Origin of the sequence: Streptococcus sp. 20925_1_69, from assembly GCF_041432365.1 — a bacterium.
GTDB lineage: Bacteria > Bacillota > Bacilli > Lactobacillales > Streptococcaceae > Streptococcus.
Genome location: NZ_JAPVZL010000001.1, coordinates 153,641 through 179,177, shown reverse-complemented (window position 1 = coordinate 179,177; position 25,537 = coordinate 153,641). Strand labels below are relative to the sequence as shown.

The 25,537-nt window shown below is 39.4% G+C and carries 23 protein-coding genes; 1 reads left to right on the top strand and 22 read right to left on the bottom strand.

The features are described from left to right. Positions 1-41 precede the first annotated feature (41 nt). The 20 genes from O3601_RS00905 to gyrA form a co-directional block, all read right to left on the bottom strand. Complete coding sequence (locus tag O3601_RS00905) at positions 42-347, bottom strand: PTS sugar transporter subunit IIB (protein WP_000590547.1); 306 nt, start codon at positions 345-347, stop codon at positions 42-44. A 38-nt stretch (positions 348-385) separates the two neighbouring features. Beyond that, complete coding sequence (locus O3601_RS00900) at positions 386-862, bottom strand: PTS sugar transporter subunit IIA (protein WP_371470431.1); 477 nt, start codon at positions 860-862, stop codon at positions 386-388. Between the two features lie 261 nt (positions 863-1,123). Then, complete coding sequence (gene lepA, locus O3601_RS00895) at positions 1,124-2,947, bottom strand: translation elongation factor 4 (RefSeq protein ID WP_371470429.1); 1,824 nt, start codon at positions 2,945-2,947, stop codon at positions 1,124-1,126. A gap of 78 nt (positions 2,948-3,025) precedes the next feature. Further along, positions 3,026-3,754, bottom strand: coding sequence for a metallophosphoesterase family protein (locus O3601_RS00890; RefSeq protein ID WP_371470427.1), 729 nt, complete (start codon positions 3,752-3,754; stop codon positions 3,026-3,028). A gap of 1 nt (position 3,755) precedes the next feature. Further along, on the bottom strand, positions 3,756-5,423 hold the full coding sequence (recN, locus tag O3601_RS00885; RefSeq protein ID WP_371470425.1) for a DNA repair protein RecN: 1,668 nt from the start codon (positions 5,421-5,423) through the stop codon (positions 3,756-3,758). Positions 5,424-5,429: 6 nt separating this feature from the next. Next, on the bottom strand, positions 5,430-5,861 hold the full coding sequence (locus O3601_RS00880) for an arginine repressor (RefSeq protein WP_136936852.1): 432 nt from the start codon (positions 5,859-5,861) through the stop codon (positions 5,430-5,432). Beyond that, positions 5,854-6,669, bottom strand: a complete 816-nt coding sequence (locus O3601_RS00875) for a TlyA family RNA methyltransferase (protein ID WP_371470423.1) — start codon at positions 6,667-6,669, stop codon at positions 5,854-5,856. The genes O3601_RS00880 and O3601_RS00875 overlap by 8 nt, the downstream gene beginning before the upstream one ends. Next, positions 6,662-7,537, bottom strand: coding sequence for a polyprenyl synthetase family protein (locus tag O3601_RS00870; RefSeq protein ID WP_371470421.1), 876 nt, complete (start codon positions 7,535-7,537; stop codon positions 6,662-6,664). The genes O3601_RS00875 and O3601_RS00870 overlap by 8 nt, the downstream gene beginning before the upstream one ends. Further along, on the bottom strand, positions 7,534-7,746 hold the full coding sequence (locus tag O3601_RS00865; protein ID WP_000043226.1) for an exodeoxyribonuclease VII small subunit: 213 nt from the start codon (positions 7,744-7,746) through the stop codon (positions 7,534-7,536). The genes O3601_RS00870 and O3601_RS00865 overlap by 4 nt, the downstream gene beginning before the upstream one ends. Continuing rightward, on the bottom strand, positions 7,724-9,064 hold the full coding sequence (gene xseA / locus O3601_RS00860; RefSeq protein WP_371470418.1) for an exodeoxyribonuclease VII large subunit: 1,341 nt from the start codon (positions 9,062-9,064) through the stop codon (positions 7,724-7,726). The genes O3601_RS00865 and xseA overlap by 23 nt, the downstream gene beginning before the upstream one ends. A gap of 127 nt (positions 9,065-9,191) precedes the next feature. Beyond that, a complete protein-coding gene (gene udk, locus O3601_RS00855; protein WP_001181376.1) occupies positions 9,192-9,830 on the bottom strand; it encodes a uridine kinase in 639 nt (212 codons plus the stop codon). Positions 9,831-9,939: 109 nt separating this feature from the next. Then, positions 9,940-10,818, bottom strand: coding sequence for a tRNA pseudouridine(55) synthase TruB (gene truB / locus O3601_RS00850; protein ID WP_371470415.1), 879 nt, complete (start codon positions 10,816-10,818; stop codon positions 9,940-9,942). Between the two features lie 19 nt (positions 10,819-10,837). Continuing rightward, positions 10,838-11,923 carry an AAA family ATPase gene (locus O3601_RS00845; protein WP_371470413.1) on the bottom strand — a complete coding sequence of 362 codons (1,086 nt, stop codon included), beginning with the start codon at positions 11,921-11,923 and terminating at the stop codon, positions 10,838-10,840. Then, positions 11,924-12,724, bottom strand: a complete 801-nt coding sequence (locus O3601_RS00840) for a hypothetical protein (RefSeq protein ID WP_371470411.1) — start codon at positions 12,722-12,724, stop codon at positions 11,924-11,926. 9 nt (positions 12,725-12,733) lie between these two features. Further along, positions 12,734-14,401 carry a hypothetical protein gene (locus O3601_RS00835; RefSeq protein WP_371470409.1) on the bottom strand — a complete coding sequence of 556 codons (1,668 nt, stop codon included), beginning with the start codon at positions 14,399-14,401 and terminating at the stop codon, positions 12,734-12,736. 7 nt (positions 14,402-14,408) lie between these two features. Beyond that, positions 14,409-15,683, bottom strand: a complete 1,275-nt coding sequence (locus O3601_RS00830) for a DUF2130 domain-containing protein (protein WP_371470408.1) — start codon at positions 15,681-15,683, stop codon at positions 14,409-14,411. A 95-nt stretch (positions 15,684-15,778) separates the two neighbouring features. Beyond that, the gene (locus O3601_RS00825; protein ID WP_000196318.1) at positions 15,779-17,059 is read right to left on the bottom strand and encodes an O-acetylhomoserine aminocarboxypropyltransferase/cysteine synthase family protein; all 1,281 of its coding nucleotides are present in this window, start codon (positions 17,057-17,059) and stop codon (positions 15,779-15,781) included. Between the two features lie 147 nt (positions 17,060-17,206). After that, a complete protein-coding gene (locus tag O3601_RS00820) occupies positions 17,207-18,004 on the bottom strand; it encodes a formate/nitrite transporter family protein (RefSeq protein WP_000254792.1) in 798 nt (265 codons plus the stop codon). Between the two features lie 140 nt (positions 18,005-18,144). After that, entirely contained in the window at positions 18,145-18,888 is a 744-nt protein-coding gene (gene srtA / locus O3601_RS00815) for a sortase SrtA (protein WP_371470405.1), read from the bottom strand. Further along, positions 18,888-21,356 (bottom strand): DNA gyrase subunit A, encoded by a 2,469-nt coding sequence (gene gyrA, locus O3601_RS00810; RefSeq protein WP_371470403.1) that lies wholly within the window; start codon positions 21,354-21,356, stop codon positions 18,888-18,890. The genes srtA and gyrA overlap by 1 nt, the downstream gene beginning before the upstream one ends. A gap of 192 nt (positions 21,357-21,548) precedes the next feature. On the opposite strand from gyrA, the gene O3601_RS00805 reads away from it, so the two are divergent. Beyond that, positions 21,549-22,535: an L-lactate dehydrogenase gene (locus O3601_RS00805; RefSeq protein ID WP_023942623.1), complete on the top strand. Its 987-nt coding sequence runs from the start codon at positions 21,549-21,551 to the stop codon at positions 22,533-22,535. Between the two features lie 391 nt (positions 22,536-22,926). On the opposite strand, the gene pyk is transcribed toward O3601_RS00805, so the two are convergent. Beyond that, positions 22,927-24,432 (bottom strand): pyruvate kinase, encoded by a 1,506-nt coding sequence (gene pyk / locus O3601_RS00800; RefSeq protein WP_261012427.1) that lies wholly within the window; start codon positions 24,430-24,432, stop codon positions 22,927-22,929. Positions 24,433-24,490: 58 nt separating this feature from the next. Continuing rightward, positions 24,491-25,498, bottom strand: coding sequence for a 6-phosphofructokinase (gene pfkA / locus O3601_RS00795; protein ID WP_000820862.1), 1,008 nt, complete (start codon positions 25,496-25,498; stop codon positions 24,491-24,493). Between the last annotated feature and the right edge of the window lie 39 nt (positions 25,499-25,537).

The window sequence follows — 25,537 nt, the reverse complement described above, 5'->3', positions numbered from 1 at the left end:
TCCTCCCTTTTTTATGTTATATGAATGTTAACAAATTAAAATTAGCTTAACCCGTGTTCTTTGATAGCTGCTTCAATATTGTCAAATACTGGAGCACTCATTGCTGGGATACGGAATAAGATTGGTCCAGCTTCGATAACTGGAATACCTGGGTCAAAACCAAGATCTGTAGCAGCAATTGGTGTGAAGATGTCATAACCTTTGATAAGATCTTCGTTAACGTCTTTTACCATGACTGCATCACAGTGAACATCAAAACCGCGGTTTGAAAGTTCTTCTTCAAGAGCACTTTTAATTTGGTGGCTTGAGTTAACACCTGCACCGCAGGCAGCAAGAATTTTAATCATATGGATTTCCTCCGATTTAATATTTTTAATAGACAAGATTAAGCAATTGCTTCAGCTATATAAGCATAGAGGGCTTCTGGTTCAGAAATTTTTGATAGTTCTTCAAGATGACCATTTCCAGTAAAGAAGTCCATCAACTGAGCAAGAATGTTCGTTTGACTTGAACTTGAGTTATTAATGATAAAGAAGAGCAAGGATACTTCTACTTCCTTATCTGGTGCAATCATGTTGTGGAAAGTCACCGGTTTCTCTAATCGAACGACCACAACTTTTTCGGCAAGATTATGAATAATATCTGTGTGAGGAATAGCCACATTCGGCAAATCCTTACCTAAAAATTCCATATCTAAACCAGTTGGAAATGACTTTTCACGCGTGATCAAGGCTTCACGATAGGTTGGAGTTACGATTTCTCGTTCTTCCAATAAAGTTGCAACCTGATCAAAGAGATGTTCTTGATTATCCGCTTCTAAGCAAAACACAAGGTTTTTGTCAAAGAAATGATCTAATCCCATAAGGTTTTCCCTTCTTTCCATTAACTTTATGCTATAAGTATAACACTATATGAAATCGTTGTCAATATTTTTATGTTGTTTTTTGTCTCTTTTTTTATATTTTTGTTGTTTTTTTAGATTGTTGCATAAAAACAAACACATAAACAAACATTTTAAACATTTTTTCTGTTCTAGAAATTAGAAAAGCAGACCATCTAAGCCTGCTTTACTATTGATTCTTATATAAATTTCCTTTGAATAAGAAGAAACAATTCTGATAACTTATTCCTCATCCATGCTCAAAACGCTGAGGAAGGCTTCTTGTGGGACTTCTACCGATCCGATAGCTTTCATACGTTTCTTACCAGCTTTTTGTTTTTCAAGGAGTTTACGTTTACGAGAAACGTCACCACCATAACACTTGGCAAGTACGTTTTTACGAAGGGCCTTGATATCAGTACGAGCGACAATCTTGTGTCCAATAGCTGCTTGAATTGGCACCTCAAATTGTTGGCGAGGGATAATTTTCTTGAGCTTATCAACGATGAGTTTCCCACGTTCATAAGCAAAGTCCTTGTGAACGATAAAGCTGAGAGCATCCACCTTGTCTCCATTGAGAAGGATATCCATTTTAACCAATTTAGATGGGCGGTACTCTGACAATTCATAGTCAAAGCTTGCATAACCACGTGTTGAAGACTTGAGCTTATCAAAGAAATCAAAGACGATTTCAGCAAGTGGAATTTGATAGATAACATTGACACGGTTATCATCGATATAATCCATAGTCACAAAGTCCCCACGCTTACGCTGAGCTAGCTCCATTACTGCTCCGACGAATTCCTGTGGTACCATGATTTGCGCCTTAACATAAGGCTCTTCAATGGTTGCAATCTTGGTTGGGTCTGGGAACTCAGATGGGTTAGACACATCCATAGACTCACCGTCGGTCAAATTAACCTTATAGATAACGGACGGAGCTGTCATGATGAGGTCGATGTTGAACTCACGTTCCAAACGTTCTTGGATAACATCCATATGGAGAAGTCCAAGGAAACCACAACGGAAACCAAATCCAAGTGCCTGAGATGTTTCTGGTTCAAACTGAAGACTAGCATCATTCAGTTGCAATTTTTCAAGTGCTTCACGCAGGTCATTGTACTTGTTTGACTCAATTGGGTAAAGACCCGCAAAGACCATAGGATTCATCTGCTTGTAACCATGTAAGGGCTCTGCCGCAGGATTGGTTGCCAAGGTAACGGTATCACCCACACGCGTATCCTGAACCGTCTTGATAGAAGCCGCAATATAACCAACATCACCAGTCGCAAGGAAATCACGACCAACTGCTTTGGGTGTAAAGATACCGACTTCTGTCACATCAAAAGTCTTGCCATTACTCATGAGCTGGATCTTATCGCCAGGTTTGACCACCCCATCCATGACACGCACTTGAAGAATAACTCCACGGTAAGCATCGTAAACAGAGTCGAAAATCAAAGCCTTAAGTGGCGCCGTCACATCACCCGTTGGTGCTGGTACTTTTTCTACAATTTGCTCGAGAATTTCTTCGATACCAATACCAGCTTTAGCTGATGCTAAGACTACTTCGCTGGCATCTAGACCAATGACATCTTCAATCTCTGTACGCACGCGCTCTGGATCCGCTGCTGGCAGGTCAATTTTGTTAATGACTGGCATGATTTCCAAATCATTGTCCAAGGCTAGATAAACGTTGGTAAGGGTTTGAGCCTCAATCCCTTGAGCGGCATCAACCACCAAAATCGCTCCCTCACAGGCGGCGAGCGAACGCGAAACTTCATAGGTAAAGTCAACGTGTCCTGGCGTGTCAATCAAGTGGAAAATATAAGTTTCCCCATCTTTTGCCGTGTAATTCAACTCAATGGCATTCAACTTAATGGTAATCCCACGTTCCCGTTCTAAATCCATACTATCCAAAAGCTGGGCCTGCATTTCACGACTTGAAACAGTCTCTGTTTTTTCCAAAATGCGGTCTGCTAGAGTCGATTTCCCGTGGTCAATATGGGCGATAATAGAGAAGTTACGGATCTTCTCCTGTCGTTTTTTCAATTCTTCTAAGTTCATGATTCTCTTCCTTTCAGGGTATCTATTTATTATAAATTGTTTTTGACATTTTGACAAGACCATACCCTGCTAGGAGTACTAATCTTCAGCGACAAAGCCGTCATTCTCGATAAAGTGGTGTTCTGTCATTCCTTGGTCTGTAAAGACGATTCCATGAAGGACACCACCATAAACAGCTCCTCCATCCATTCCAATCTTACCGTCTTCTGTCACCCAAAGCTCAGCAGTACCACGCTCTTGCTTTAACAAACCATAAACTGGCGTATGACCAAAGACAATGATTTTTCCAGTATGATTTTCGGCTTCGTGGAATGGTTTTCTGAGCCACACTTTTTTATAATCTGTGGTTTCATGCCAGTCATCCAAAGTCAAATCAATACCTGCGTGAACAAAGATATACTTGTCTGTCTCTACTACAAATGGCATTTGACGAATGAATTCGACCAAGTCTGCCGCTTCAGTAGCAACACGCTTGGCATCCTCAACTCCATCAACTGGTGCATCCAGAGGACGACCTAAGATAGAGTTAATGGTTGTATCACCACCATTACGACGATAGTGGTCATAGCTTTCTTCAGGATCATCAAGCCAAGTTAAAAACATATACTCATGATTTCCAGACAAACAGATAGCCCCTTGATTATCTACTAAGTCCTTAACCATTTCAAGGACGCGGCGACTATCCTCACCACGGTCAATCAAATCTCCTAGAAAGAGCAATTGGGTCTGACCATCCCATGTTTTGAGAAGGTCTTCCAGCATCCCAGCTTTTCCGTGAACATCTCCAATAACATAATAGTCTGTCATCTTACTTCTCCCTGTTTCTCAACAATTCTCTGGCTTGCGATAGGGCAGCTTCTGTCACATCATCACCTGCCAACATCTTGGCAACTTCTTCCACTCGCTCTTCAACCGTCAAGAGACGAACAGTCGAAACTGTTGAATGGTCATTGCTAATCTTCTCAATAAAGAATTGATAATCCGCAATCGCAATCACTTGTGGCAAATGGGAAATAGCTAGAACCTGACCATGTTGGCCAATTTTATGAATCTTCTGAGCAATAGCCTGAGCTACACGACCTGAAACTCCCGTATCCACCTCATCAAAGACAATACTAGTCTTGCCCTCTTTACGAGAAAAGGCAGACTTAATTGCTAGCATGAGGCGAGACAATTCCCCACCAGACGCAACCTTAACCAAGGGTTTAAAGTCTTCGCCAGGGTTGGTTGAAATGTAAAACTCGACCATTTCATTGCCCTCACGACTGAATTTGCCCTTGTTAAAACGAACCTGAAACTGAGCTTTTTCCATATACAGATCCTGCAGTTCTTGTTTAATCTCTGCTTCTAGCTGCTGGGCCAAGTCATGACGAGCAGATGCAAGCTGGCCTGCCAAATCAACAAGATTGACTTCCAATTTCTTGAGCTCAGCTTCCATGTCCTCAGACGAAAGGTTGTTGCCTGTCAAGAGATTGTATTCTTCCGTAATCTTGGCAAAATAAAGCAAGACATCGTCTACAGTCCCACCATACTTACGGGTAATGGTATGAAGGAGATCCAAGCGATTCTCGACCTGCATAAGACGATTGCCGTCAAAATCAAGGTCCTCAATAATAGCTTCCAGACGTTTGCTAATGTCTTCTAAGACATAGTAGGTCTCAGATAGTGAGCTTGAAATTTCACGATATTCCGGGTCGTACTCTTCAACACTTTCCATGTCATTCATGGCCGAACGAACATTGGCCAGACTTGAAAAATCGTCATTGTCCAACATGCTGTAGGCATTGGTCAGTGTATCCGCAATATTTTTATGGTTGAGGAGTTTCTCTCGCTCTTGATTGAGAGCCAGATCTTCTCCAGCATGTAAGTTTGCTGCCTCAATCTCTGCCATTTGAAATTCCAACATTTCAATACGTGCCTTGTGTTCCTGTTGGTTTTTCTTGACTTCCAGAACCTGCTTACGCATTTTACGGTAGGCATCAAAACTCGTTTGATAGGTTTCTTTCAAGACCCAAAAGGCTGTATCACCAAATTCATCCAACATCTGGATATGCAGTTGAGGACGCATTAACTCTTCTTGGTCATGCTGACCATGTATATCCACCAGATGTTGCCCAATAGCACGCAAAACAGACAGATTGACCATCTGGCCATTCACACGGCTGATACTCCTACCATTTTGCAAGATTTCCCGACGGATGATGATTTCATCACCCAATTCCAAACCTTGCTCATCAAAAATTTCCTGTAAAAGGCGACTATTCTCAACTGAGAAAAGCCCCTCTATCTCTGCCTTTGGCGCACCATGACGAATAACATCTGTCGTCGCACGAGCTCCCAACATCATATTCATGGCATCAATGATAATTGACTTCCCTGCACCCGTTTCACCAGTCAGGACAGTCATACCCTTCTCAAAATTGAGGGAAATAGCCTCAATAATGGCAAAGTTTTTTATCGAAATTTCAAGTAACATACAGACCTACCAATTTTTTACTTGTTCAAAGATTTCCTCAGCTAGACTTTCACTTCTGGCAATGACTAAAATCGAGCTATCATCAGCTAAACAGCTAAAAATCTTGTCCGCAAAAGTCTCAATTAACTGAGCTTTTACAAAAGCCGTATTTCCTGGAATGACTTGGAGATTGATCATCTTGTCCATCAATTCAGCAGATTCTATATTGTCTTCAGCTAGTTGCAAACTTTTCACGATTGATTTTGGCAATTCATAGACATAGGTGTTGTCTCTCAAAGGAATTTTGACAATACCTAGCTCTTTGATATCTCGTGATACCGTTGCCTGAGTGGCACTGATGCCTGCTTCTTTCAGATGTTCTACGATTTCTTCTTGCGTACCGATTTGATAATCCGTCACAAATCGTCTAATTTTTTCAAGTCTCTCTTTTTTATTCATTTTTAAATTGACTATGCGCCCTCTCTACTACTTCTTTAATTTCAGCAAGAACCTGATTGCTTGCTGAATCTTCTTTTTTCAAATACATTAAAAACTCAATATTTCCATGTCCACCTTGGATGGGAGAAAAGTCCAATCCAAGGACTGAAAATCCTTCCTCTACTGCCATAGCTGTGACAGATTCAAGGACATTCTGATGAACTTTAGCATCGCGAATAATTCCATTTTTCCCAATCTGCTCACGACCTGCCTCAAACTGTGGCTTAACTAGAGCCACAACCTGACCTTGATCTGCCAAGACTCGGTGCAAGGCTGGCAGAATCAAACTTAGGGAAATGAAACTCACATCAATACTGGCAAAGCTCGGTTCCTTTTCAAAGTCAGTCTTTTCAGCATAGCGGAAATTAAACTGTTCCATGCTGACAACTCGTGGGTCTTGGCGTAATTTCCAAGCCAACTGGTTGGTACCAACATCGACTGCAAAGACCAACTCAGCACCATTCTGTAGCATAACATCGGTAAAACCTCCAGTAGAGGCACCGATATCAATCGTTGTTGCCCCTTCTACTGACAAATCAAAGACCTGCAAGGCCTTTTCTAATTTCAAGCCACCACGGCTAACATACTTGAGTTTTTCACCCTTGAGTTTTAGCTCGGTGTCATCTGGGATTTTTTCTCCTGGTTTGTCAAACCGTTCTCCATTAAGGACTGCTACGACTAGGCCAGCCATCACACCGCGCTTGGCTTGTTCTCGCGTTTCAAACAAACCCTGTTTATAAGCTAGTACATCCACTCTTTCCTTAGCCATTGATTCTCAAACTTTCTACTACTCTTACAATCGATTCTATCTCAAAGGGAACCTGCTGGGCAATTTCTTCCAATTTGGCATTAGCTTGATCCAGAGTTTGGTTACAAAAGGCAATAGCCTCTTCCAAGCCCAACAAAGCTGGATAGGTTGATTTTTCTGCCTGTAAGTCCTTTTGAGGTGTCTTGCCGATTTCCTCAAAACTAGCTGTCACATCCAACACATCGTCTCTGACTTGAAAGGCCAGTCCAATCAATTCACCTACAGTTTTCAATTTTACCTGCATCTCAGGTGCCAATTCTGCTATGATAGCAGCTGCTTGGAAGGGATAAGCTAGTAATTTTCCAGTCTTATTAGCATGAATAGTCTGGAGTTCTTCCAAAGACAAATGTTGGTGTTCTCCCTCCATGTCCAAAACCTGCCCTGCCACCATTCCCAGACTACCTGAAGCAAGCGATAAGTTGGCAATCAAGTCTACCTTTATATGACTGGGCAAATCTGCCTGCGCTATCAAGGCATAGGGATCTAGGAATAAAGCATCTCCTGCCAAAATGGCCATAGCTTCTCCAAATTTCTTATGATTGGTCAAACGCCCTCGACGATAATCATCATCATCCATAGCAGGAAGATCATCATGAATCAAGCTCCCTGTATGAATCATTTCCAAGGCCGCAGCCACCTGCGCGTGAGCAGGTTTAATAGCGACCTGCAAGGCTTCCAAAACTTCCAACAAGAGAAAAGGGCGAATACGCTTGCCACCAGCATGAATGGAATAGAGAACAGACCCTCGCAAACTAGAGGCAAACTGCTGGTCTCCATAAAAGTCTTCCAAGGCTGACTCGACAAGAGCTAATTTTTCTTGCTTCTTCATTCAAAATCACTTTCTGTTCCGTCTTCTTGCATGACCTTGACCAAGGTCTTTTCAGCCTTGTCCAGCGTCGCTTGGAGCTCTTTTGACAAGACCATACCCTTTTGAAAGGCAGCAATCGCATCTTCCAGAGCAATTTCACCATTTTCCAAACTTTGGACAATGGTCTCCAGTTCTGCTAGATTTTCCTCAAATTTCTTTTGTTTTGACATCTTTAACCTCTAATTCTACTTGACCATCTCGCATCAAAAGCGTCACTTGGTCTTTTTTCTTCAAACTCTCAACCGAATCAACTACTGACTCTTCTTTTTTGACAATAGCATAACCACGCGCCACGATTCGACTGGTATCCAACATCAGAAGTGCTTCTGAAAGTCTCTTGACCTCAGCAATCTTGGCATCATAAACCAGCGCCATTTGGCTACGTAAGAGTTTGTCCAACTGAGCAAGCCGGTCCTGATAACGTTGAATTTTGGCAACAGGTGATAACTGAACCAGTAGATGCGTCCTTGCTTGGACAATTTGTTTGCTATCAGAAATCCGTGTTCGCAAACTTTGTTTCAAGCGCAGTTGTAATTGGTCTAGCCGTTGCAAATAGCCATCATACAAACGCTCTGGCTGTCTAAAGATAACAGACTGACTGCATTTTTTCAAAGCTTCTTGTTTCTTCGATAGGACATTTCGTACTGCCGTTGCCATCCGTTTTTCCTGGTTTTGCAAATGAGCTAATACATCCAACTTGGTCACAGGTGTTGCTAGTTCAGCTGCAGCTGTTGGCGTCGCAGCGCGGCGATCTGCCACAAAATCTGCTAAAGTCACATCTGTCTCATGTCCCACACTAGAGATAACTGGCAAACGAGATTCAAAAATAGCTCGTACCACAATTTCTTCGTTAAAGGCCCAAAGATCCTCGATAGAACCCCCTCCACGACCAATAATCAGCAAGTCCAAATCGTCACGTTGATTAGCACGCGCAATATTACAAGCAATTTCCTCCGCAGAACCCTCACCTTGTACCTTGGTCGGATAGAGAAGGATATCGACACCTGGAAAGCGCCTGCTGACGGTCGTAATAATATCTCGAATCACGGCTCCACTGCGACTGGTTACTACACCAATTCTCTTAGAAAATTGGGGCAGAGGTTGCTTGAAGCCTTCTTGAAACAGGCCTTCTTCTGTCAATTTTTTCTTGAGTTGTTCAAACTGAATCGCGAGCGCCCCAACCCCATCAGGCTCAGCTTTTTCAATAATGATGGAGTAGCTACCACTTGGTTCATAGACCTGCACACGCCCAATCACATTGATCTTCATCCCTTCTTCCAGTTCGAAACCTAATTTCTGATAAATCCCAGACCAGATGGTCGCTTGAATAACTGCATGGTCATCTTTTAGGGAGAAATATTGGTGAGTAGGTCGTTTACGAAAGTTGGAAACTTGACCAGTTAAATAGACCCGTTCCAAGTAAAGGTCTTTATCGAATTTCATTTTCAGATACTTGGTCAAAGTTGTTACCGATAAATACTTTTCCATCTCCACCTACTATTCATTTTCTTGCTCTTTCATGGGTATTATTATACCAAAAATATGCCTAAAAATCTCCATTTATGTACCATTATGAGAGAAAAATAGAAAAAGGAGGCAAGGCCTCCACATCTGATTATTTGCTGTTTCGAGCTTCTTCCAAAATCTTTGCAATCTTGGTCGTCAAAAGATCGATAGCAACTGTATTGCTGACTCCCTCAGGAATGACGATATCCGCATAACGCTTGGTTGGCTCGATAAACTGGTGATACATTGGTTTAACCACACCTAAATACTGGTCAATAACGCTATCAAGGCTACGGCCACGCTCTTCCATATCACGCTTGATACGACGAATAATGCGCACATCATCATCCGTATCCACAAAAATTTTGATATCCATCAAATCACGCAGGCGCTTGTCCTCCAAGACCAAAATCCCCTCAACGATAAAGACATCTTGAGGCTCCTGACGATAAGTCTTGCTACTCCGTGTATGCTCTGTATAGTCATAAGTCGGGATGTCCACCGGACGCCCTGCCAACAATTCCTTAATCTGCTCGATCATCAAGTCTGTATCAAAGGCAAAAGGATGGTCATAGTTGGTTTTGACACGCTCTTCAAAGGTCAAATGAGACTGATCCTTGTAGTATGAATCATGCTCAATCATGGAAATCTTTTCATCTGGAAAATGCGATAAAATGGCTCTTGAAACACTGGTCTTACCACCACCAGAACCACCTGTCACTCCGATAATGATTGGTCTATTTTGCATGCTATCCTCCGTTTTTTTATCCGTCGTCTATTCTATCACATTTTTTGCAAAATTTATAGTCTGATTTGGATAGTCTAGGGGAAACAACACTCCCTACACCTCAGTTAGACTAGCTAAAAACCTTCCTTGGCTTATAGAGATTGTCCCGTTTTTCTAGAATAGCTAGTAATTTATCTCCTTCAAAAGCAGCCAATTCTTGATTTGTTTGGCCGAGCTCAATAAAGCGACCAAAGCGCACTTCTGTAGCCTCTTCTGGACTTAGGAAAACTTTGACAAGGTCACCTGTTCCAATCTCTAGAGGATGGAGAAAGTCCAGTTGACCAGCCTCTACTTTTTCAGCAATTTCTTCCAAGGTAAGAGCATCTTCTAGTTGCAAACCACCTGCACTAGTTCGAGTCAGATGTGACATATGGGCCGCATAACCAAGCTTCTCTCCCAAGTCAACTGACAAGGTACGGATATAAGTCCCCTTACTACATTTCACACGAAAAGTGAATCGTGCGAGGTGATCCTCATAAGAAATCGGACTTGTTCGATCAAATTGATAAATGGTCACCTGACGTTCTGGACGCTCCACTTCCTGACCAGCACGCGCATACTCATAAAGCTTACGACCATTAACCTTAACAGCTGAATACATAGGTGGAATCTGAGTAATAGGCCCAGTCAAGCTAGCAATCGCTTCATCGACAAGCTTTTCATCCAAGTGCGACAAAACAGGGGTCTCTGCGACAACCTCACCACTGGCATCCTCAGTCGTTGTTGAATAACCAAGAGTGATTTCACCCTCATAGACCTTGCCCTCATCCTGCATAAACTCGACCATTCGTGTCGCCTTACCAACTGCAATCGGCAAAACACCCACCACATCCGGATCCAAGGTCCCACCATGACCAATCTTCTTGGTTCCCAAAATCTTACGCAGTTTAAAAACCGCATCATGCGAGGTCATCCCCGCTTCTTTTTTTAAGTTGATAATACCGTTCATTTTTGCTTTCTAATTTCATTCATGAAATATCTTCTTCAAGAATTGTAATGTAATTATCTTTTGTAACAAAAGATAGTGTGGCTAATCTTATTGCTTGGTTCATAATTATCCTGTCAAATACATTTCTTACAAATCGCCCATTTGCATTTTTATTTTCAGGATTACTACTATGTAATTCTAAATATTTTTTTAATTTTTCTTTTGCAGAATCATGCAAAATGTACTCTTCATTTTTGCAATATGAAAGAAAAATATCAAACATTTGGTCCACAGTATAATCTTCAAACATAATAAAATAATTAAATCTTGATTTTAACCCAGGATTAGATTCAAAAAATTTTTTCATCAATTCATCATATCCAGCAACAATAACCACCAAATCATCACGATAGTCTTCTAATGCTTTTGTTAACTCAGTTAAACACTCTCGACCATAACTATCACTTTTATCGTTTTCAGTAATACTATATGCTTCATCAATAAACAATACACCACCTTTGGCTTTTTGTATCAATCTCTTCACTTTCGAAGCCGTCTGTCCTTGATATTCTGCTATTAAGTCTGTTCTACTTGCCTCTATAAAGTGACCTTTACTTAGTATTCCTAGAGAACGATACATATTACCAACAATTCTAGCAACTGTTGTTTTACCTGTACCTGGATTACCTAAAAACGCCATATGCATAGTTCTATTTGTTTTTTTAAGACCGATTTTTTCTCTACTTTGCTGAACTTTATTAAATGCTACTAAGTCTTCTATTTCTTTCTTTACATTTTCTAAACCTATTAGTGACTTTAAATCATTTGCTAGTTCTTCAAATGATTTATGATTTGTTTCTTTCAAAATCAAATAATTTGTATCAATAACTCTAGAACCAAGATATTTATACAATAATTCCAATATACTAGTTTGCTTATCTTTGATTTTTGAGAATGTCTCTTTACTTGTCAAGTTTCCTAATCGTTTTATAAATTCTAACTCAGCATTTTTAAGATTATCAACTATATCTTGAAGAATTATTTCTAATTCATAAGTATTATTTGTTAAATCATCCAGTTTTTTCACTTCCAATTTTAACAATTTTAAATAAGCTTCACTAATCATCTACATTCCTTTAAACAATAGAAATAATACTATTATAACAACAGCGACTCCAAGAGTATAGAATCCTTTTCTAAGTAAACTAATCTCTTTTTGTTTTTCCTCTAGTTCAGTTTGAAATTTCTCGACAATTAAAGTAAGATTTTTACTTTCCTCTATTAATCTAACATTCATCTTGTCTACATCGTTTTTAAGATTGTTTTGTGTTTCTTCAACTTGTAAATGCAAATCGTTAAAACTATTTTCTATTTTCACTAATGATTTTAGCTTCGCTTTTAAAATATCAATTTCAATTTGAATTTCACTTTGCTTCTCTTCAAGTTGTTCTAACTCCTCTAGCTTTTTATGATGTTTCTTCAATATATCAATTAAATCTTTATTCTGTTTAAAAACATCATCTAATAGTTTTTTATTACCAGTTTGATATTCTTCTATCTCGTGCAATCCCTGTATAGCTTTATTATTTGCCTCTTTGGCTGCAATCAAAGACTTTGAAATGCTTTGAATATACTCATCATCTAAAATTTGGAATGTTTCATAAATGGTATTAAATTCCTGAATAATTTTTTTAATGTGAATATTTTGTTCAATCATTCTATTTTGAACAGCATCAGTAAGAGCGTTTAAATCTTTACCCTTAACATCATATTCCATTCCAATAAAGCCTAACATAGGATCATCTGTTGGAACTGTTGGTAAATCTGACTGTTCAGGGATCTCTTCACTAAAGGCTTTTAGCTCTTGTTTTTTTTCATTAAATCTTTCAGAATTTGCTAAAACTTGAATCTCTAATTCTTCTGACATAACATTCTCCTATAATAAATCGTTTAATGCATTTTGCATTTCTTCAAGTTCACTTTGCTTTTCATCAAAGTAAATTTCATTAGCTAATAATCGCTGTTTGAAATCAATCTTCGAATTAGAAAACTCTTCATCAACATTGCCAAGTAGTTCTCTTAGTTTTTGATGGTTCTTAGCCATCTTACTGAAGATATCATTTCGCTTAACAGCAACATTTTGCTCGGCAACAAAAATTTGAACATCCTGAATTCTTAGCAATTCGTTCTTCTTATCAGCTTGTTGTTTTTTGTTCTCATCTTGTAGTTGCCTTGATATAAAGCCATCAAGTCCGTTAATGATGATTGCTCCCAAGATTCCAGTTAGTAAACTTGCAAAGAACATCCCTAAAATATTAGCAATTGTTCCTAGAAGTTTTATTTCAAAAGTCATACCTGGTATCTTATTTAAGAACTGTTCAAAATATTCTCCTAAAAACATTGCTCCTACACCTAATAATGCGGATGTAATAATTTTTGAAACATGGGCAATTTTAATTGCAGTAGAATGAGATTGATTTTCAGGGTTTGATAGATAAGAGATACTTTCTCTAATTGAACCAAATAATTGTTTTACCAAATTTGGTAACTTTCTTAGTTTTTCAGCGAAAGCACCAATAATTTCTCCTACGATGCTTCCAACAAAACTGTCTACACCCACTTTAATAAAATCTCTAATTTTACCAAAGAAGGAATGAAGTGCATTTTTCATTTCATCTAAGAATGTATCAAACGAACGTTTTTTAGATTTAAAAAAACGAACCAAAGCATTCATTATTTCTTTCAACATCCCAAATAAAGCTGCAACAAACATAGCTTTAACTGCGTCTTTACCTGCCTTGTGTGCCATTCTAACTGCAGCTTTCTTTGCTATTGGTTTATACATAGCTTTCTTTGCACTTTTTTCAGCTTTAATCATCTTATCTGAATCAGCAGCCAATTTATCATTTAATTTTTTATTACTTTCAGCCTTAAGATTTCGCTTTTCGGCATCTGAGATATTCATCTTATCAATTTTTTTATTAGCTCTTTCAACTTGTTCTTTTAGATTTTTTTCTCTTACTTCTCTTTTCTTTATATACTCGCTATTAGATTTTGCCCCTTTACTTTTATTAAGAGATTCATTAGTTCCTGCCAAATTTTCTGATTTATTGGCTAAATCAGAAGTTTCAATATCTGCTATTTTCCTCCATGGGTTTTCAAAAATCTGTTTTCTTGGTATGACATGATCCAAATTAGCTTTTTCGTTAATTTTTATTGTTTTTCCAGTATATTCATCCTTTAAATTTCCATTTTTTTGCCTTTCTTTCATAGCATTATTTGCATCAGTATACCTTTTATCTTTCATTATTTTAGCACCCTCTTCTTTTGTATAACCATTAGGATGCTTATCATTATACTGCTTAAGAAGCGTGTCGCTTGTCATATCTAAACCAATTTGGTTCGCAAATTGACTCCAAATTTCATCTAAAATAACATCACCTAATTTATCCGGTGAACTAATTTCTTTACATTCTAATTCTAATTTTTCAATATTAGAAAACTCAGTTGTAAATTGTTGTTCCAGTAGTTCTTCTAACTCATCGTAGTTTAAATTTTCAGACTCGTATACTTCTTCTGCATTCAATAATAATTCATTTTCCACTGCTTTTTCACTCCCCCTTCAATGCTTCAAACTTCGCTTTCATGGTTGGATTTTTTCGGGTCAATTTTTTAACAGAGACATCTTCCAATTTATTGTTTGCGAGGCGAAGTTGGTTTTCAGATGTTGTCAGGAATTTCTTGACCTCTTCCATGCGCTTAATGGCCTTGTCGATTTCATCAATAGCTTTACCAAAGTTGGTCGAAGCCGAATTATAGTTCTTAGCAAAAGCAAGCTTAAAGGCATCCAAGTCTTCTTCAAAGTGCGTAATGTCAATATTTTGTTCGCGCACCAAAGCCAACTCCTGCTTGTATTTTAGGGAATTTAGCGCCGCATTACGCAAAAGCCCAATTAATTGGATAAAGAATTGAGGACGAACCACATACATCTTTTCATACTCATGGCTAACGTCTACAATCCCTGTGTTAAAGTAGTCATTGTCAGCTTCAAGCATGGTCACTAAAACTGCATATTCACAATTTTTCTCCCGACGGTCCTTGTCCAATTCCTTGTAAAAATCTGCATTCTTGTGCTTCTTCTCTGTTCCGTCCGCTTCATTTTTCATCTCGAACATAATAGAGATAATCTCTACTCCATTTTCATCACACTCACGGAAGATAAAGTCTCCCTTAGACCCACGCGCAGAGACCTTGTTATCCTTCTCAAAGTAAGCATTTGGAAAGGCAAAACTGCGGACCTTGTTAAACTCACTCTCTGCATACTGTTCCAGGCTTTCCCCAATCGCTTTTGTAGATTGTTGAGCCTTGAAATTCTTATAAAATTCGACTTGTTCACTAGCTGCCTTGAGCTGGGCTTCATAGTTTTGCTTAACAGAAGAAAGAGAAAGCTCATTTTCTTTTTCTTGTAAGAGAAGCTGATTTTTGACCTGATCACGTTCTTTTTCTAGGTCAGAAAGAGTCTTTTGGAGCTGATTTTCATGCTCTAAACGCAAGGTCGCCAATTGGTTTTCCAAAGCCTGTACTTCCTTGTCCTTAGCCAATAAGGCCTGATTACTTGTCTGTTCAACCTCTTTTTTGGCCAATTCTTTTTCTGTATCAAAGTTTTGGATTTGACTCTGCAATTGAGCGATTTCTTGGTCTTTTTGAGCTAGTTTAGACTGTTGTTCATTCATGGCCTTTTGCTCAGCCAAGGCCAGTTCCTGCTTCATCCGATCATATAGTTCCTTATCAAACTCTGCCGTTCTCACTTGGGATAAAAGTTCAGCATACTGGCTCTCATTTACTGTAAAGACTTCCCCACAGTTGGGACATTTGATTTCGTTCATATCTTTCCTCTTTCTAGACTTATGTAACCATTATATCATGCCTGAGGGAAAATCAAAAACAGTGAGTCGAAACCCACTGTTTATCTTCTTTTTCTTTAAATTTTTTCCAAGGCCAAGCGCAAATCTTCGATCAAATCCTCTACATTTTCAAGACCGATAGACAAGCGGATTTGGTTTGGTGTGACACCTGCTGCTTCTAGGTCTTTTTCTGACAATTGACCGTGAGTGGTTGTTGCTGGATGGACAACAAGCGATTTAGCATCTGCCACATTTGCTAGGTCAGAAAAGATTTCTAAATGATCAATTACCTTGCGTGCTTCTGCCTCCCCACCTTTGACATGGAAGGTAAAGATTGAGCCCACACCTTTTGGCAAGTATTTCTCAGCCAAGGCATGGTAAGGACTATCTGCCAATTTTGGATAGTTGACTTTTTCTACCTTAGGATGGTTGACAAGGAAATCAACAATTTTCTCTGCATTTTGCACATGGCGTTCTACACGAAGAGAAAGGGTTTCAAGTCCTTGTAGCAAGAGAAAGGCATTAAATGGCGACAAGGCCGCACCTGTATCACGGAGCAATTGAACACGGACAGCGATAATAAAAGCTGCTGCACCCACATCACGAGTATAGCTCAAGTTATGATAACTTGGGTCTTCCTCAACAAATTGAGGAAATTTCCCTGAAGCTGCCCAGTCAAAACGACCGCTGTCGACAATCACTCCACCAATAGTTGTACCATGCCCACCGATAAACTTAGTCGCAGAGTGAATGGCAATATCTACACCGTGAGAAAAAACATTAATCAAATAAGGTGTAGCAAAGGTATTGTCAGAAACGAGTGGAATCTGATGCTTATGAGCAATCTCAGCCAGTTTTTCCAGGTCTGGAATGTTAATCAAGGGGTTACCCAAGGTTTCAATCAAGACAAGCTTGGTATTGTCATTGATAGCTGCTTCTACTTCCTCCAAATTATCCACATCAACAAAGGTTGTTGTGATTCCATAACGAGGAAGGGTTTCTTTCAAGAGATTAAAAGTTCCACCGTAAATAGTTGAGGCCGCTACAACATGGTCACCCGCATGGGCAAGAGCCAAAATCGTATAAGTCACTGCAGCCATACCTGATGCTGTTGCAAGAGCTCCTACACCACCTTCAAGTGCTGCAATTCGTTCTTCAAAGGCCGCTGTTGTAGGATTGGTAATACGGGTATAGATATTCCCTGGTTTTCTCAAGGCAAAGAGATCTGCACCTTCTTGCGTATCATCAAAAACAAAGGATGTTGTCTGATAAATCGGCACTGCCCGAGATTTGGTAGCTGGATCCACAACTTGACCAGCATGTAGTTGCAAAGTTTCAAATTTAAAATCACGAGTCATAAAACGACCTCCAAATAGTTTGATTAAGGATATTGTAGCACCTTAAGTTATGGTTTACCAATATCAGTTTTCTATATTTTGATATAAGAAATAGCTATTACCTTATTTTAAAAACGAAAAAAGCACGACTCAATCGTGCTTATTTTCTTAATCTACATAAGTATCTTCGTTTTTATTGAGGAAGGCGTATGGAAGACCCATCAAGAGACCACCACCAATGAAGTTACCAATGAAGGTTACACCCCAGTGACGAAGCATATTTCCAACACCGAAGTTAGCAATTGAATCAGCTGCAACACTGAATTTTACAATCGCAAAAGAAGCAAAGTTCGCAGCAATGTGCTCGTTTGTTAAAAATACAAACATGTAAATTGCTGATAAAACGAGCCAAAGTTTGGCACCACCGTCTTTCACCAAAACAAATGAAAGAATCGCAATATTTACGAAAATATTTGCTAAAATACCTTCAAGTAAGACTAGCTCATTGGAACGGCCTAACTTCATCTCAACAACACCTGAGATGAAACTATCGTGAGTCAGATTTGCATAGGCTGCCGAATGAGCAAAGCCCCAACCTGCTATCAAAGCCCCGATAAGGTTGAACAAGGTACAGTAAAGTAAAATCTCAGCTGTTTTTCTCCAAGAAATTTTTTTCAAGAAACTACCAGCAGTTAAGAACATCATGTTTGATGTTACCAACTCAGCATTCAAGAAAACAATGTAGGCCAATCCCCAAGCAAATACAAATGGGAAGAGGAAGCGTCCACTACCTGGTGCAATTTTATTAATCAAGTCAGCTCCAACTGCACCTGCGGCAGTACTGAAGGTTAAAAATGCACCTGCGAACATGGAACGAATCGCATACTTTAATTTGCTTTGACTATAAAGACTTTCTTTCTTCTTGCAAGCAAATTCAATCTTTGAGATAAATTCTGAAGAAACCATAATAAACTCCTAAAAATTTTTTATATGATAATTATATCACAAACTTTAAAATTAAGGAAGCGTTTTCTGTATTTCATAAAAGTTTATTTTTATGAAAATCTTAAAAAAATCAGTGAAATCCAGGATTTCACTGATTTGTATTAATAAAATTGTTTATATGGTTGATTGAAGGCTGTTAGGACTTCATCCGATGTTTGTGAATAATCTTTTGTTTCTTTCAAATCACCTTTTACAATAATACGTTCTGTAGCAGCAAGGTCTTCACAGGTTACTAATGTAATCTCATTTATCCCATCTCTATCATCAACTTCATCAACACGATCCGGTGTCACACGTTTGACTTCACGGATTTCATAGGTATAAACTTTATTTTTATCGGTTAGATAAATCTTCATACCATTTTTAGCATTATCTAAAGGAGAAAATAACATTTTATTAGCATTATCAACACCAAAGATATGGTGACTAGCTAGTGAATAGTTTCCTTCTCCCATCACTTGATCACGCTTCATCGTACCAGCACCATAATATAGATTTACGTTATTCAAACCTTTAAAAATTGGAAGATTCATTTCTAATTCAGGAATAGCAATTCCGCCGATAACTGGTAATTTTTGAGCATCCCATTGAGAAGCTAGAACAGCTTCAGAAGAGATAGCTTTGACAGAATCAAAATCAAAATTTCCTTCTGTATCCTGATTTTCTTCTATTTTTTCTTTTGATACCTGACTAACTTGGTATTTATTGGTATTCCAAACAATGAAGATATCACGAATTTTAGCATTAAAAATCAAAGCAATTGATAGTAGTATCAGAAATCCTGCTAGGATATTTATCAGCAGATTTTTTCGTTTGTTTTTCTTCTTATTATTCTTTTGAGACATTATGCTTCACCTTCTGTTTCGTTTTCTGTCCCAACTTCTTCTTTTTCTGCCGCTGCAACCGTTGTAAAGGTCACAATTTTAGCATCTTGATCCAGACGCATTACTTTAACTCCCATAGTTGAGCGTCCTGTTTGTGAAATATTGGCAACATTGGTTCGAATCATGACACCTGTATCAGTGATAATCATCAAATCTTCATCACCTTTTACAGTCAAAAGACCTGATAGAGGACCATTTTTCTCAGCTACATTAGCCGTCTTCATCCCTTTACCACCACGACCTTTAGTTGGATATTCGGTCGCAACGGTGCGCTTACCATATCCTTTTTCTGTGATGATAAGAACCTCGTCTTGATCAGTAATTACGCTAGCACCAACTACTGTATCTCCCTCACGGAGATTCACACCTTTCACACCTGTGGCGATACGACTCATGCCACGAACGGCTGATTGATTAAAGCGAACTGCATAGCCAAACTTGGTACCAATGATAATATCCGTATTTTCTTCCGTCAACAAGACATTAATCAACTCATCTTCATCTTTGAGGTTCAATGCCTTGAGACCATTCTGACGAATGTTAGCAAATTCCTTAACGCTGGTTCTCTTCACAATACCGTGACGGGTTGTAAAGAAGAGATAAGCATCATCACTACGTTCAGACTCAACATTGATAATCGTCTGAATACTTTCACCTTCGTCCAATTTCAAGAGATTAACTACTGGTAGACCTTTGGCCGTCCGACCATACTCAGGAATTTCATAACCTTTCAGGCGATAGACACGTCCTTTATTTGTAAAGAAGAGTAGGTGATCATGAGTGCTAGTCGACACTAACTCACGAACAAAATCGTCATCCTTAACACCTGTTCCTTGAACACCGCGGCCACCACGTTTTTGAGCAGTAAACTCAGCTTGGTCCAGACGTTTGATGTATCCCTTGTTAGAAAGCGTAATTAAGACATCTGATTCTTCAATCAAATCTTCATCTTCAAGACTCAAAACTTCACCGACCATCAATTCAGTACGACGTTGGTCGCCAAACTTACGCTTGACTTCGTCTAATTCATCTTTAATAATTTGAGAAACACGTTCCGGATTAGCAAGAATATCTGCTAAATCCGCAATCAGAGCCAAGAGATCATCATATTCAGACTGAATCTTATCACGTTCCAAACCTGTCAAACGACGAAGACGCATATCAAGGATTGCCTGACTTTGACGTTCAGAAAGCTTAAACTTACTCATCAACTCAGCTTGTGCTTCCGCATCTGTTTCACTAGCACGGATGATACGAATCACTTCGTCGATATGGTCTAGCGCAATCAAGAGACCTTCTAAAATATGAGCACGCGCTTCTGCTTTTTCCTTATCAAAACGAGTACGACGAACAACCACTTCTTTTTGGTGCTCAATATAAGCATCTAAAATCTGACGAAGGGACAAAATCTTCGGCACACCATTTTGGATAGCAAGCATATTGAAACCAAAGTTGGTTTGCATCTGGGTCATCTTGAAAAGGTTATTAAGAATAACATTGGCAGAGGCATCTCGCTTGACTTCGATAACAAATCGAACACCTTCACGGTTTGACTCATCACGTACTGCTGTGATGCCCTCAATGCGTTTTTCCTGAACCAAACGAACAATATGCTCATGCACCTTTGTTTTATTGACCATATAAGGAAATTCCGTTACAACGATGCGCTCACGACCTGTCTTAGTTTCTTCGATTTCAGTACGAGAACGAAGGACAATAGAACCTTTACCTGTCTCATAAGCCTTATGAATTCCTGATTTCCCCATGACAAGGGCACCTGTCGGAAAATCTGGACCAGGCAAGACTTCCATCAAGTCCTTGGTAGTTACTTCAGGATTGTCCATGACTAACTTCACTGCATCAATGGTTTCACCCAGGTTATGAGGTGGAATATTGGTTGCCATCCCAACCGCAATACCAGTAGCTCCATTGACCAAAAGGTTTGGAAAACGAGCTGGCAAGACCAAGGGTTCGCGTTCATTGGCATCATAGTTATCGACGAAATCAACCGTATTCTTATTGATATCTCGAAGCATTTCTAGAGCAATCTTGCTCATACGTGCCTCAGTATAACGCTGGGCGGCAGCACCATCTCCATCCATGGAACCAAAGTTTCCATGCCCATCTACAAGCATGTAACGGTAGCTCCACCATTGAGCCATGCGGACCATGGCTTCATAGATAGAAGAATCCCCGTGTGGGTGGTATTTACCCATGACGTCCCCTGTAATACGAGCAGATTTTTTATGGGGTTTGTCTGGAGTAACACCCAATTCATTCATTCCGTAGAGAATTCGACGGTGAACAGGTTTCAAGCCATCTCGAACATCAGGAAGAGCCCGGGCTACGATAACACTCATAGCGTAATCGATAAAGCTCGTCTTCATCTCCTTTGTCAGATTGACATTCACTAAATTTTTATCCTGCATTAATAAATGCCTCATTTCACAATTAGTAAGTAACAACATTATACCATAAATTCCCATCTATTTCAGTCTCTAAACCACTAAAACGTTTACATCAAGAACTGAAAGGCATATTCGTGACAAAGCTTTTTAAAAGTGATAGAATTAAAATAACTGGGGAAATCCCTGAATAAAATTAAGGAGATGTTTAGAACAATGACTTCAACTAAACAACACAAAAAAGTTATCCTTGTCGGAGATGGTGCTGTAGGTTCATCTTACGCTTTTGCACTTGTTAATCAAGGAATTGCACAAGAGCTTGGAATTATCGAAATTCCACAATTGCATGAAAAAGCTGTTGGTGACGCACTTGACCTTAGTCACGCACTTGCCTTCACTTCACCTAAAAAAATCTATGCAGCTCAATACTCTGACTGTGCAGACGCTGACCTTGTTGTGATCACTGCAGGTGCGCCTCAAAAACCAGGTGAAACTCGTCTTGACCTTGTAGGTAAAAACCTTGCTATCAACAAATCAATCGTAACTCAAGTTGTTGAATCAGGTTTCAAAGGTATCTTCCTTGTTGCTGCTAACCCAGTTGACGTTTTGACTTACTCAACTTGGAAATTCTCTGGTTTCCCTAAAGAACGCGTTATCGGTTCAGGTACTTCACTTGACTCAGCTCGTTTCCGTCAAGCACTTGCTGAAAAATTGGATGTAGATGCTCGTTCAGTTCACGCATATATCATGGGTGAACACGGTGACTCTGAGTTCGCTGTTTGGTCACACGCAAACATCGCTGGTGTAAACCTTGAAGAATTCCTCAAAGACACTCAAAATGTTCAAGAAGCTGAATTGATTGAATTGTTCGAAGGTGTTCGTGATGCAGCCTACACAATCATCAACAAAAAAGGTGCAACATACTACGGTATCGCAGTAGCCCTTGCTCGTATCACTAAAGCAATCCTTGACGACGAAAACGCAGTACTTCCACTTTCAGTATTCCAAGAAGGTCAATACGGAGTTAAGAATGTCTTTATCGGTCAACCAGCTGTTGTTGGTGCACATGGTATCGTTCGTCCAGTAAACATTCCATTGAACGACGCAGAAACTCAAAAAATGCAAGCATCTGCTAAAGAATTGCAAGCTATCATTGACGAAGCATGGAAAAACCCAGAATTCCAAGAAGCTTCTAAAAACTAATTTAGCCATATACAACTCCTTGATCATCAGGGAGTTGTTTTTTTCTGTATTATAGTAGATTGAAATAAGATATGAACAAATTAACTTCTAGAAATGTTTTAGCAGCCACGGCGTACTATTCTAGCTGCAATTCACTATAAGAACTAAACATTTTATGAAACTTTCGTTCAAAAAACCACATCCCTTTAAAAGTTATCATGTCATAGCTTGGGCATGAAGACCCTAAGACTAGCAATCGGATTTATACTCACATCACAAAAAGTATGGAACACGCAACGATTTACTCTTTAGCTACAGTTACATTAAATCAAAAGTAAAAACTTTGCTCATATACAAAAAAAACCATCATACAGGCTAGAAAGCTTGATATGATAGGCTATTTTTCTATTAATTAACGTACTGTACGGATACGCATTGTGTTTGTACGTACAGCTTCTCCAACTGGTACACCAGCAACAATAACGATATCGTCACCAGATTCTACTAGACCTGCTTCAACTGCTTTACGTTCAGCAATTTCAAACATATCATCAGTTGATGATGGAGCATCTGTCAACATTGGGATAACACCCCAGTTCAACATCAAACCACGTTCTGTCAATTCGTCGAATGTCAATGCCAAGATATCAGCATTTGGACGGTATTTAGAGATCAAACGTGCAGTATGACCTGTCTTAGTAAGAGTTACAACCAATTTAATGTCCATTGAGTTAGTAGCATCTTTGACAGCTGAAGCCATTACTTCTGTCTTAGAGTTACGTTCGAATAAATCTGAGTTCAAACGTCCGTATTCGTTAAGAAGAGTTTGAGCGTTCTTATCGATTGTAGCCATTGTAGTTACTGACTCAAGTGGGTATTTACCGTTTGCAGACTCACCTGAAAGCATTGTAGCATCAGTTCCGTCGATAACAGCGTTAAATACGTCTGATACTTCTGAACGAGTTGCACGTGGTTTTTCAGTCATTGTTTCAAGCATGTTTGTTGCAGTGATAACAACTTTACCTGCAGCATTGACTTTAGTGATAATCATTTTTTGGTAAACTGGAACCATTTCGAATGGTACTTCGATACCCATGTCACCACGAGCGATCATGATACCATCAGCTGCTTCAATGATTTCATCCAAGTTATCGATACCTTGTTGGTTTTCGATTTTAGCGAACAATTGAACGTGTCCGTTTCCAGTTTCTTCACAGATTGCACGAACTTCGTTCACGTCTTTTGCAGTACGTACGAATGAAATAGCGATGAAGTTGATACCTTGTTCAAGACCGAAACGGATATCGTCGTTATCGCGTTCAGCAAGAGCTGGGAAAGGAATTTTAGTGTTAGGAATGTTCACACCTTTTTGTTTAGCGATGATACCATCGTTTTCAACTTCAACTTCAAATTCACGAGTTGCGTCATCTTTAGCAACCACACGAAGACCAAGTTTACCATCGTCAACCAAAACTTGACGACCAACTTCAACATCATCATAGATATCAAGAGCACCAGCAACGTTCAATGCAATCACTTCACGAGTTGATTTGATTCCTTGTTTAGTTGCAACACGGATTTTTTCACCTGTTTTGTATGAATACTCTTTAGCTTCACCTTCAAACAATTCTGTACGGATTTCTGGTCCTTTTGTATCAAGAAGGAAACCAACTTTTTTACCTGCAAGTTTTTCAGCAAGTTTAACAGTTGCCATACGCTCACCTTGTTCTTGGTGGTCACCGTGTGAGAAGTTGAAACGGAATGTGTTAGCACCAGCTTCAATCAATTTAGCAATGTTTTTAGCTGAAGCTTCAACATCAAGTTTTTCACCCCAGTATCCGTCCTCACCGAATTTTTTACCACCACGGATTTCTACCGCAGGACCCAAAGTTGCAACGATTTTTACACGTTTGTTCATGATTTTTGTGACTCCTTTATATATATGACCTTTTTGGTCTTATTAACTAAATTGTAAATTATGACAAGCTCTTATTCAAGCTAGATAGCTCAATATCGGCTTTGTGTGGGTTGTTAACCACAATCTTACCTTCTGCAGTAAGGCTAAACAATGCTCCTTCTTCTGCAGTACCAAGAATTGGATTTTCAACCATTTTTTCGTTACGGATACCAACCGCAACACCACCGATACCTTCTTTAAGAAGTTTAACAGCATGCGCACCCATACGTGACGCCAATACACGGTCACGCGCAGTTGGAGAACCACCACGTTGAATATGTCCAAGTTCTGTCACACGAAGGTCGCTTGTATCTCCTGCTTCTTTTAGTTTTTTACCAAATTCAGCTGCTGACATAACACCTTCTGCCAAGACGATGATATTGTGTTTTTTACCACACTCATAACCACATTTAATGCTTTCTACGATATCTTCAATCTTAAATCCTTCTTCAGGAATGATGATTTCATCAGCACCAGTTGCAATACCAGCCCAAAGAGCGATATCACCAGCGTTACGTCCCATAACTTCAATAACAAAAGTACGACGGTGACTTGATGATGTATCACGAATCTTATCGATAGCATCCATAGCAGTTGTAACCGCTGTGTCAAAACCGATTGTAAAGTCAGTACCAACGATATCGTTATCGATTGTACCTGGAAGACCGATAGCTGGGAAGCCATGTTCAGTCAAACGCATAGCGCCGTGGTAAGATCCGTCACCACCGATAACAACTACACCTTCAATTCCGTGTTTTTTCAATTGCTCAATCCCTTTAAGTTGCCCTTCAAGTTGAGCGAACTCTGGATAGCGAGCTGAGTGAAGGAAAGTACCACCACGAGAAATGATATCTCCTACTGAAGCTGCATCTAGGGGATGAATTTCACCAGCAACCATACCAGCATATCCATCATAGATACCAAAAACTTCCATTCCTTCTGAAATTGCTTGACGAACAACTGCGCGGATAGCAGCGTTCATACCAGGGGCGTCTCCACCACTAGTCAAAACAGCAATACGTTTCATATTGGTTATGCTCCTTTTTCTTTTAACATTCTTATTGAT

Bases quoted from the DNA above. Each gene is read 5' to 3' on its own strand.
- O3601_RS00905 (WP_000590547.1), bottom strand. From the start codon at position 347: ATGATTAAAATTCTTGCTGCCTGCGGTGCAGGTGTTAACTCAAGCCAC.
- O3601_RS00900 (WP_371470431.1), bottom strand. From the start codon at position 862: ATGGGATTAGATCATTTCTTTGACAAAAACCTTGTGTTTTGCTTAGAA.
- lepA (WP_371470429.1), bottom strand. From the start codon at position 2,947: ATGAACTTAGAAGAATTGAAAAAACGACAGGAGAAGATCCGTAACTTC.
- O3601_RS00890 (WP_371470427.1), bottom strand. From the start codon at position 3,754: ATGACAGACTATTATGTTATTGGAGATGTTCACGGAAAAGCTGGGATG.
- recN (WP_371470425.1), bottom strand. From the start codon at position 5,423: ATGTTACTTGAAATTTCGATAAAAAACTTTGCCATTATTGAGGCTATT.
- O3601_RS00880 (WP_136936852.1), bottom strand. From the start codon at position 5,861: ATGAATAAAAAAGAGAGACTTGAAAAAATTAGACGATTTGTGACGGAT.
- O3601_RS00875 (WP_371470423.1), bottom strand. From the start codon at position 6,669: ATGGCTAAGGAAAGAGTGGATGTACTAGCTTATAAACAGGGTTTGTTT.
- O3601_RS00870 (WP_371470421.1), bottom strand. From the start codon at position 7,537: ATGAAGAAGCAAGAAAAATTAGCTCTTGTCGAGTCAGCCTTGGAAGAC.
- O3601_RS00865 (WP_000043226.1), bottom strand. From the start codon at position 7,746: ATGTCAAAACAAAAGAAATTTGAGGAAAATCTAGCAGAACTGGAGACC.
- xseA (WP_371470418.1), bottom strand. From the start codon at position 9,064: ATGGAAAAGTATTTATCGGTAACAACTTTGACCAAGTATCTGAAAATG.
- udk (WP_001181376.1), bottom strand. From the start codon at position 9,830: ATGCAAAATAGACCAATCATTATCGGAGTGACAGGTGGTTCTGGTGGT.
- truB (WP_371470415.1), bottom strand. From the start codon at position 10,818: ATGAACGGTATTATCAACTTAAAAAAAGAAGCGGGGATGACCTCGCAT.
- O3601_RS00845 (WP_371470413.1), bottom strand. From the start codon at position 11,923: ATGATTAGTGAAGCTTATTTAAAATTGTTAAAATTGGAAGTGAAAAAA.
- O3601_RS00840 (WP_371470411.1), bottom strand. From the start codon at position 12,724: ATGTCAGAAGAATTAGAGATTCAAGTTTTAGCAAATTCTGAAAGATTT.
- O3601_RS00830 (WP_371470408.1), bottom strand. From the start codon at position 15,683: ATGAACGAAATCAAATGTCCCAACTGTGGGGAAGTCTTTACAGTAAAT.
- O3601_RS00825 (WP_000196318.1), bottom strand. From the start codon at position 17,059: ATGACTCGTGATTTTAAATTTGAAACTTTGCAACTACATGCTGGTCAA.
- O3601_RS00820 (WP_000254792.1), bottom strand. From the start codon at position 18,004: ATGGTTTCTTCAGAATTTATCTCAAAGATTGAATTTGCTTGCAAGAAG.
- srtA (WP_371470405.1), bottom strand. From the start codon at position 18,888: ATGTCTCAAAAGAATAATAAGAAGAAAAACAAACGAAAAAATCTGCTG.
- gyrA (WP_371470403.1), bottom strand. From the start codon at position 21,356: ATGCAGGATAAAAATTTAGTGAATGTCAATCTGACAAAGGAGATGAAG.
- O3601_RS00805 (WP_023942623.1), top strand. From the start codon at position 21,549: ATGACTTCAACTAAACAACACAAAAAAGTTATCCTTGTCGGAGATGGT.
- pyk (WP_261012427.1), bottom strand. From the start codon at position 24,432: ATGAACAAACGTGTAAAAATCGTTGCAACTTTGGGTCCTGCGGTAGAA.
- pfkA (WP_000820862.1), bottom strand. From the start codon at position 25,498: ATGAAACGTATTGCTGTTTTGACTAGTGGTGGAGACGCCCCTGGTATG.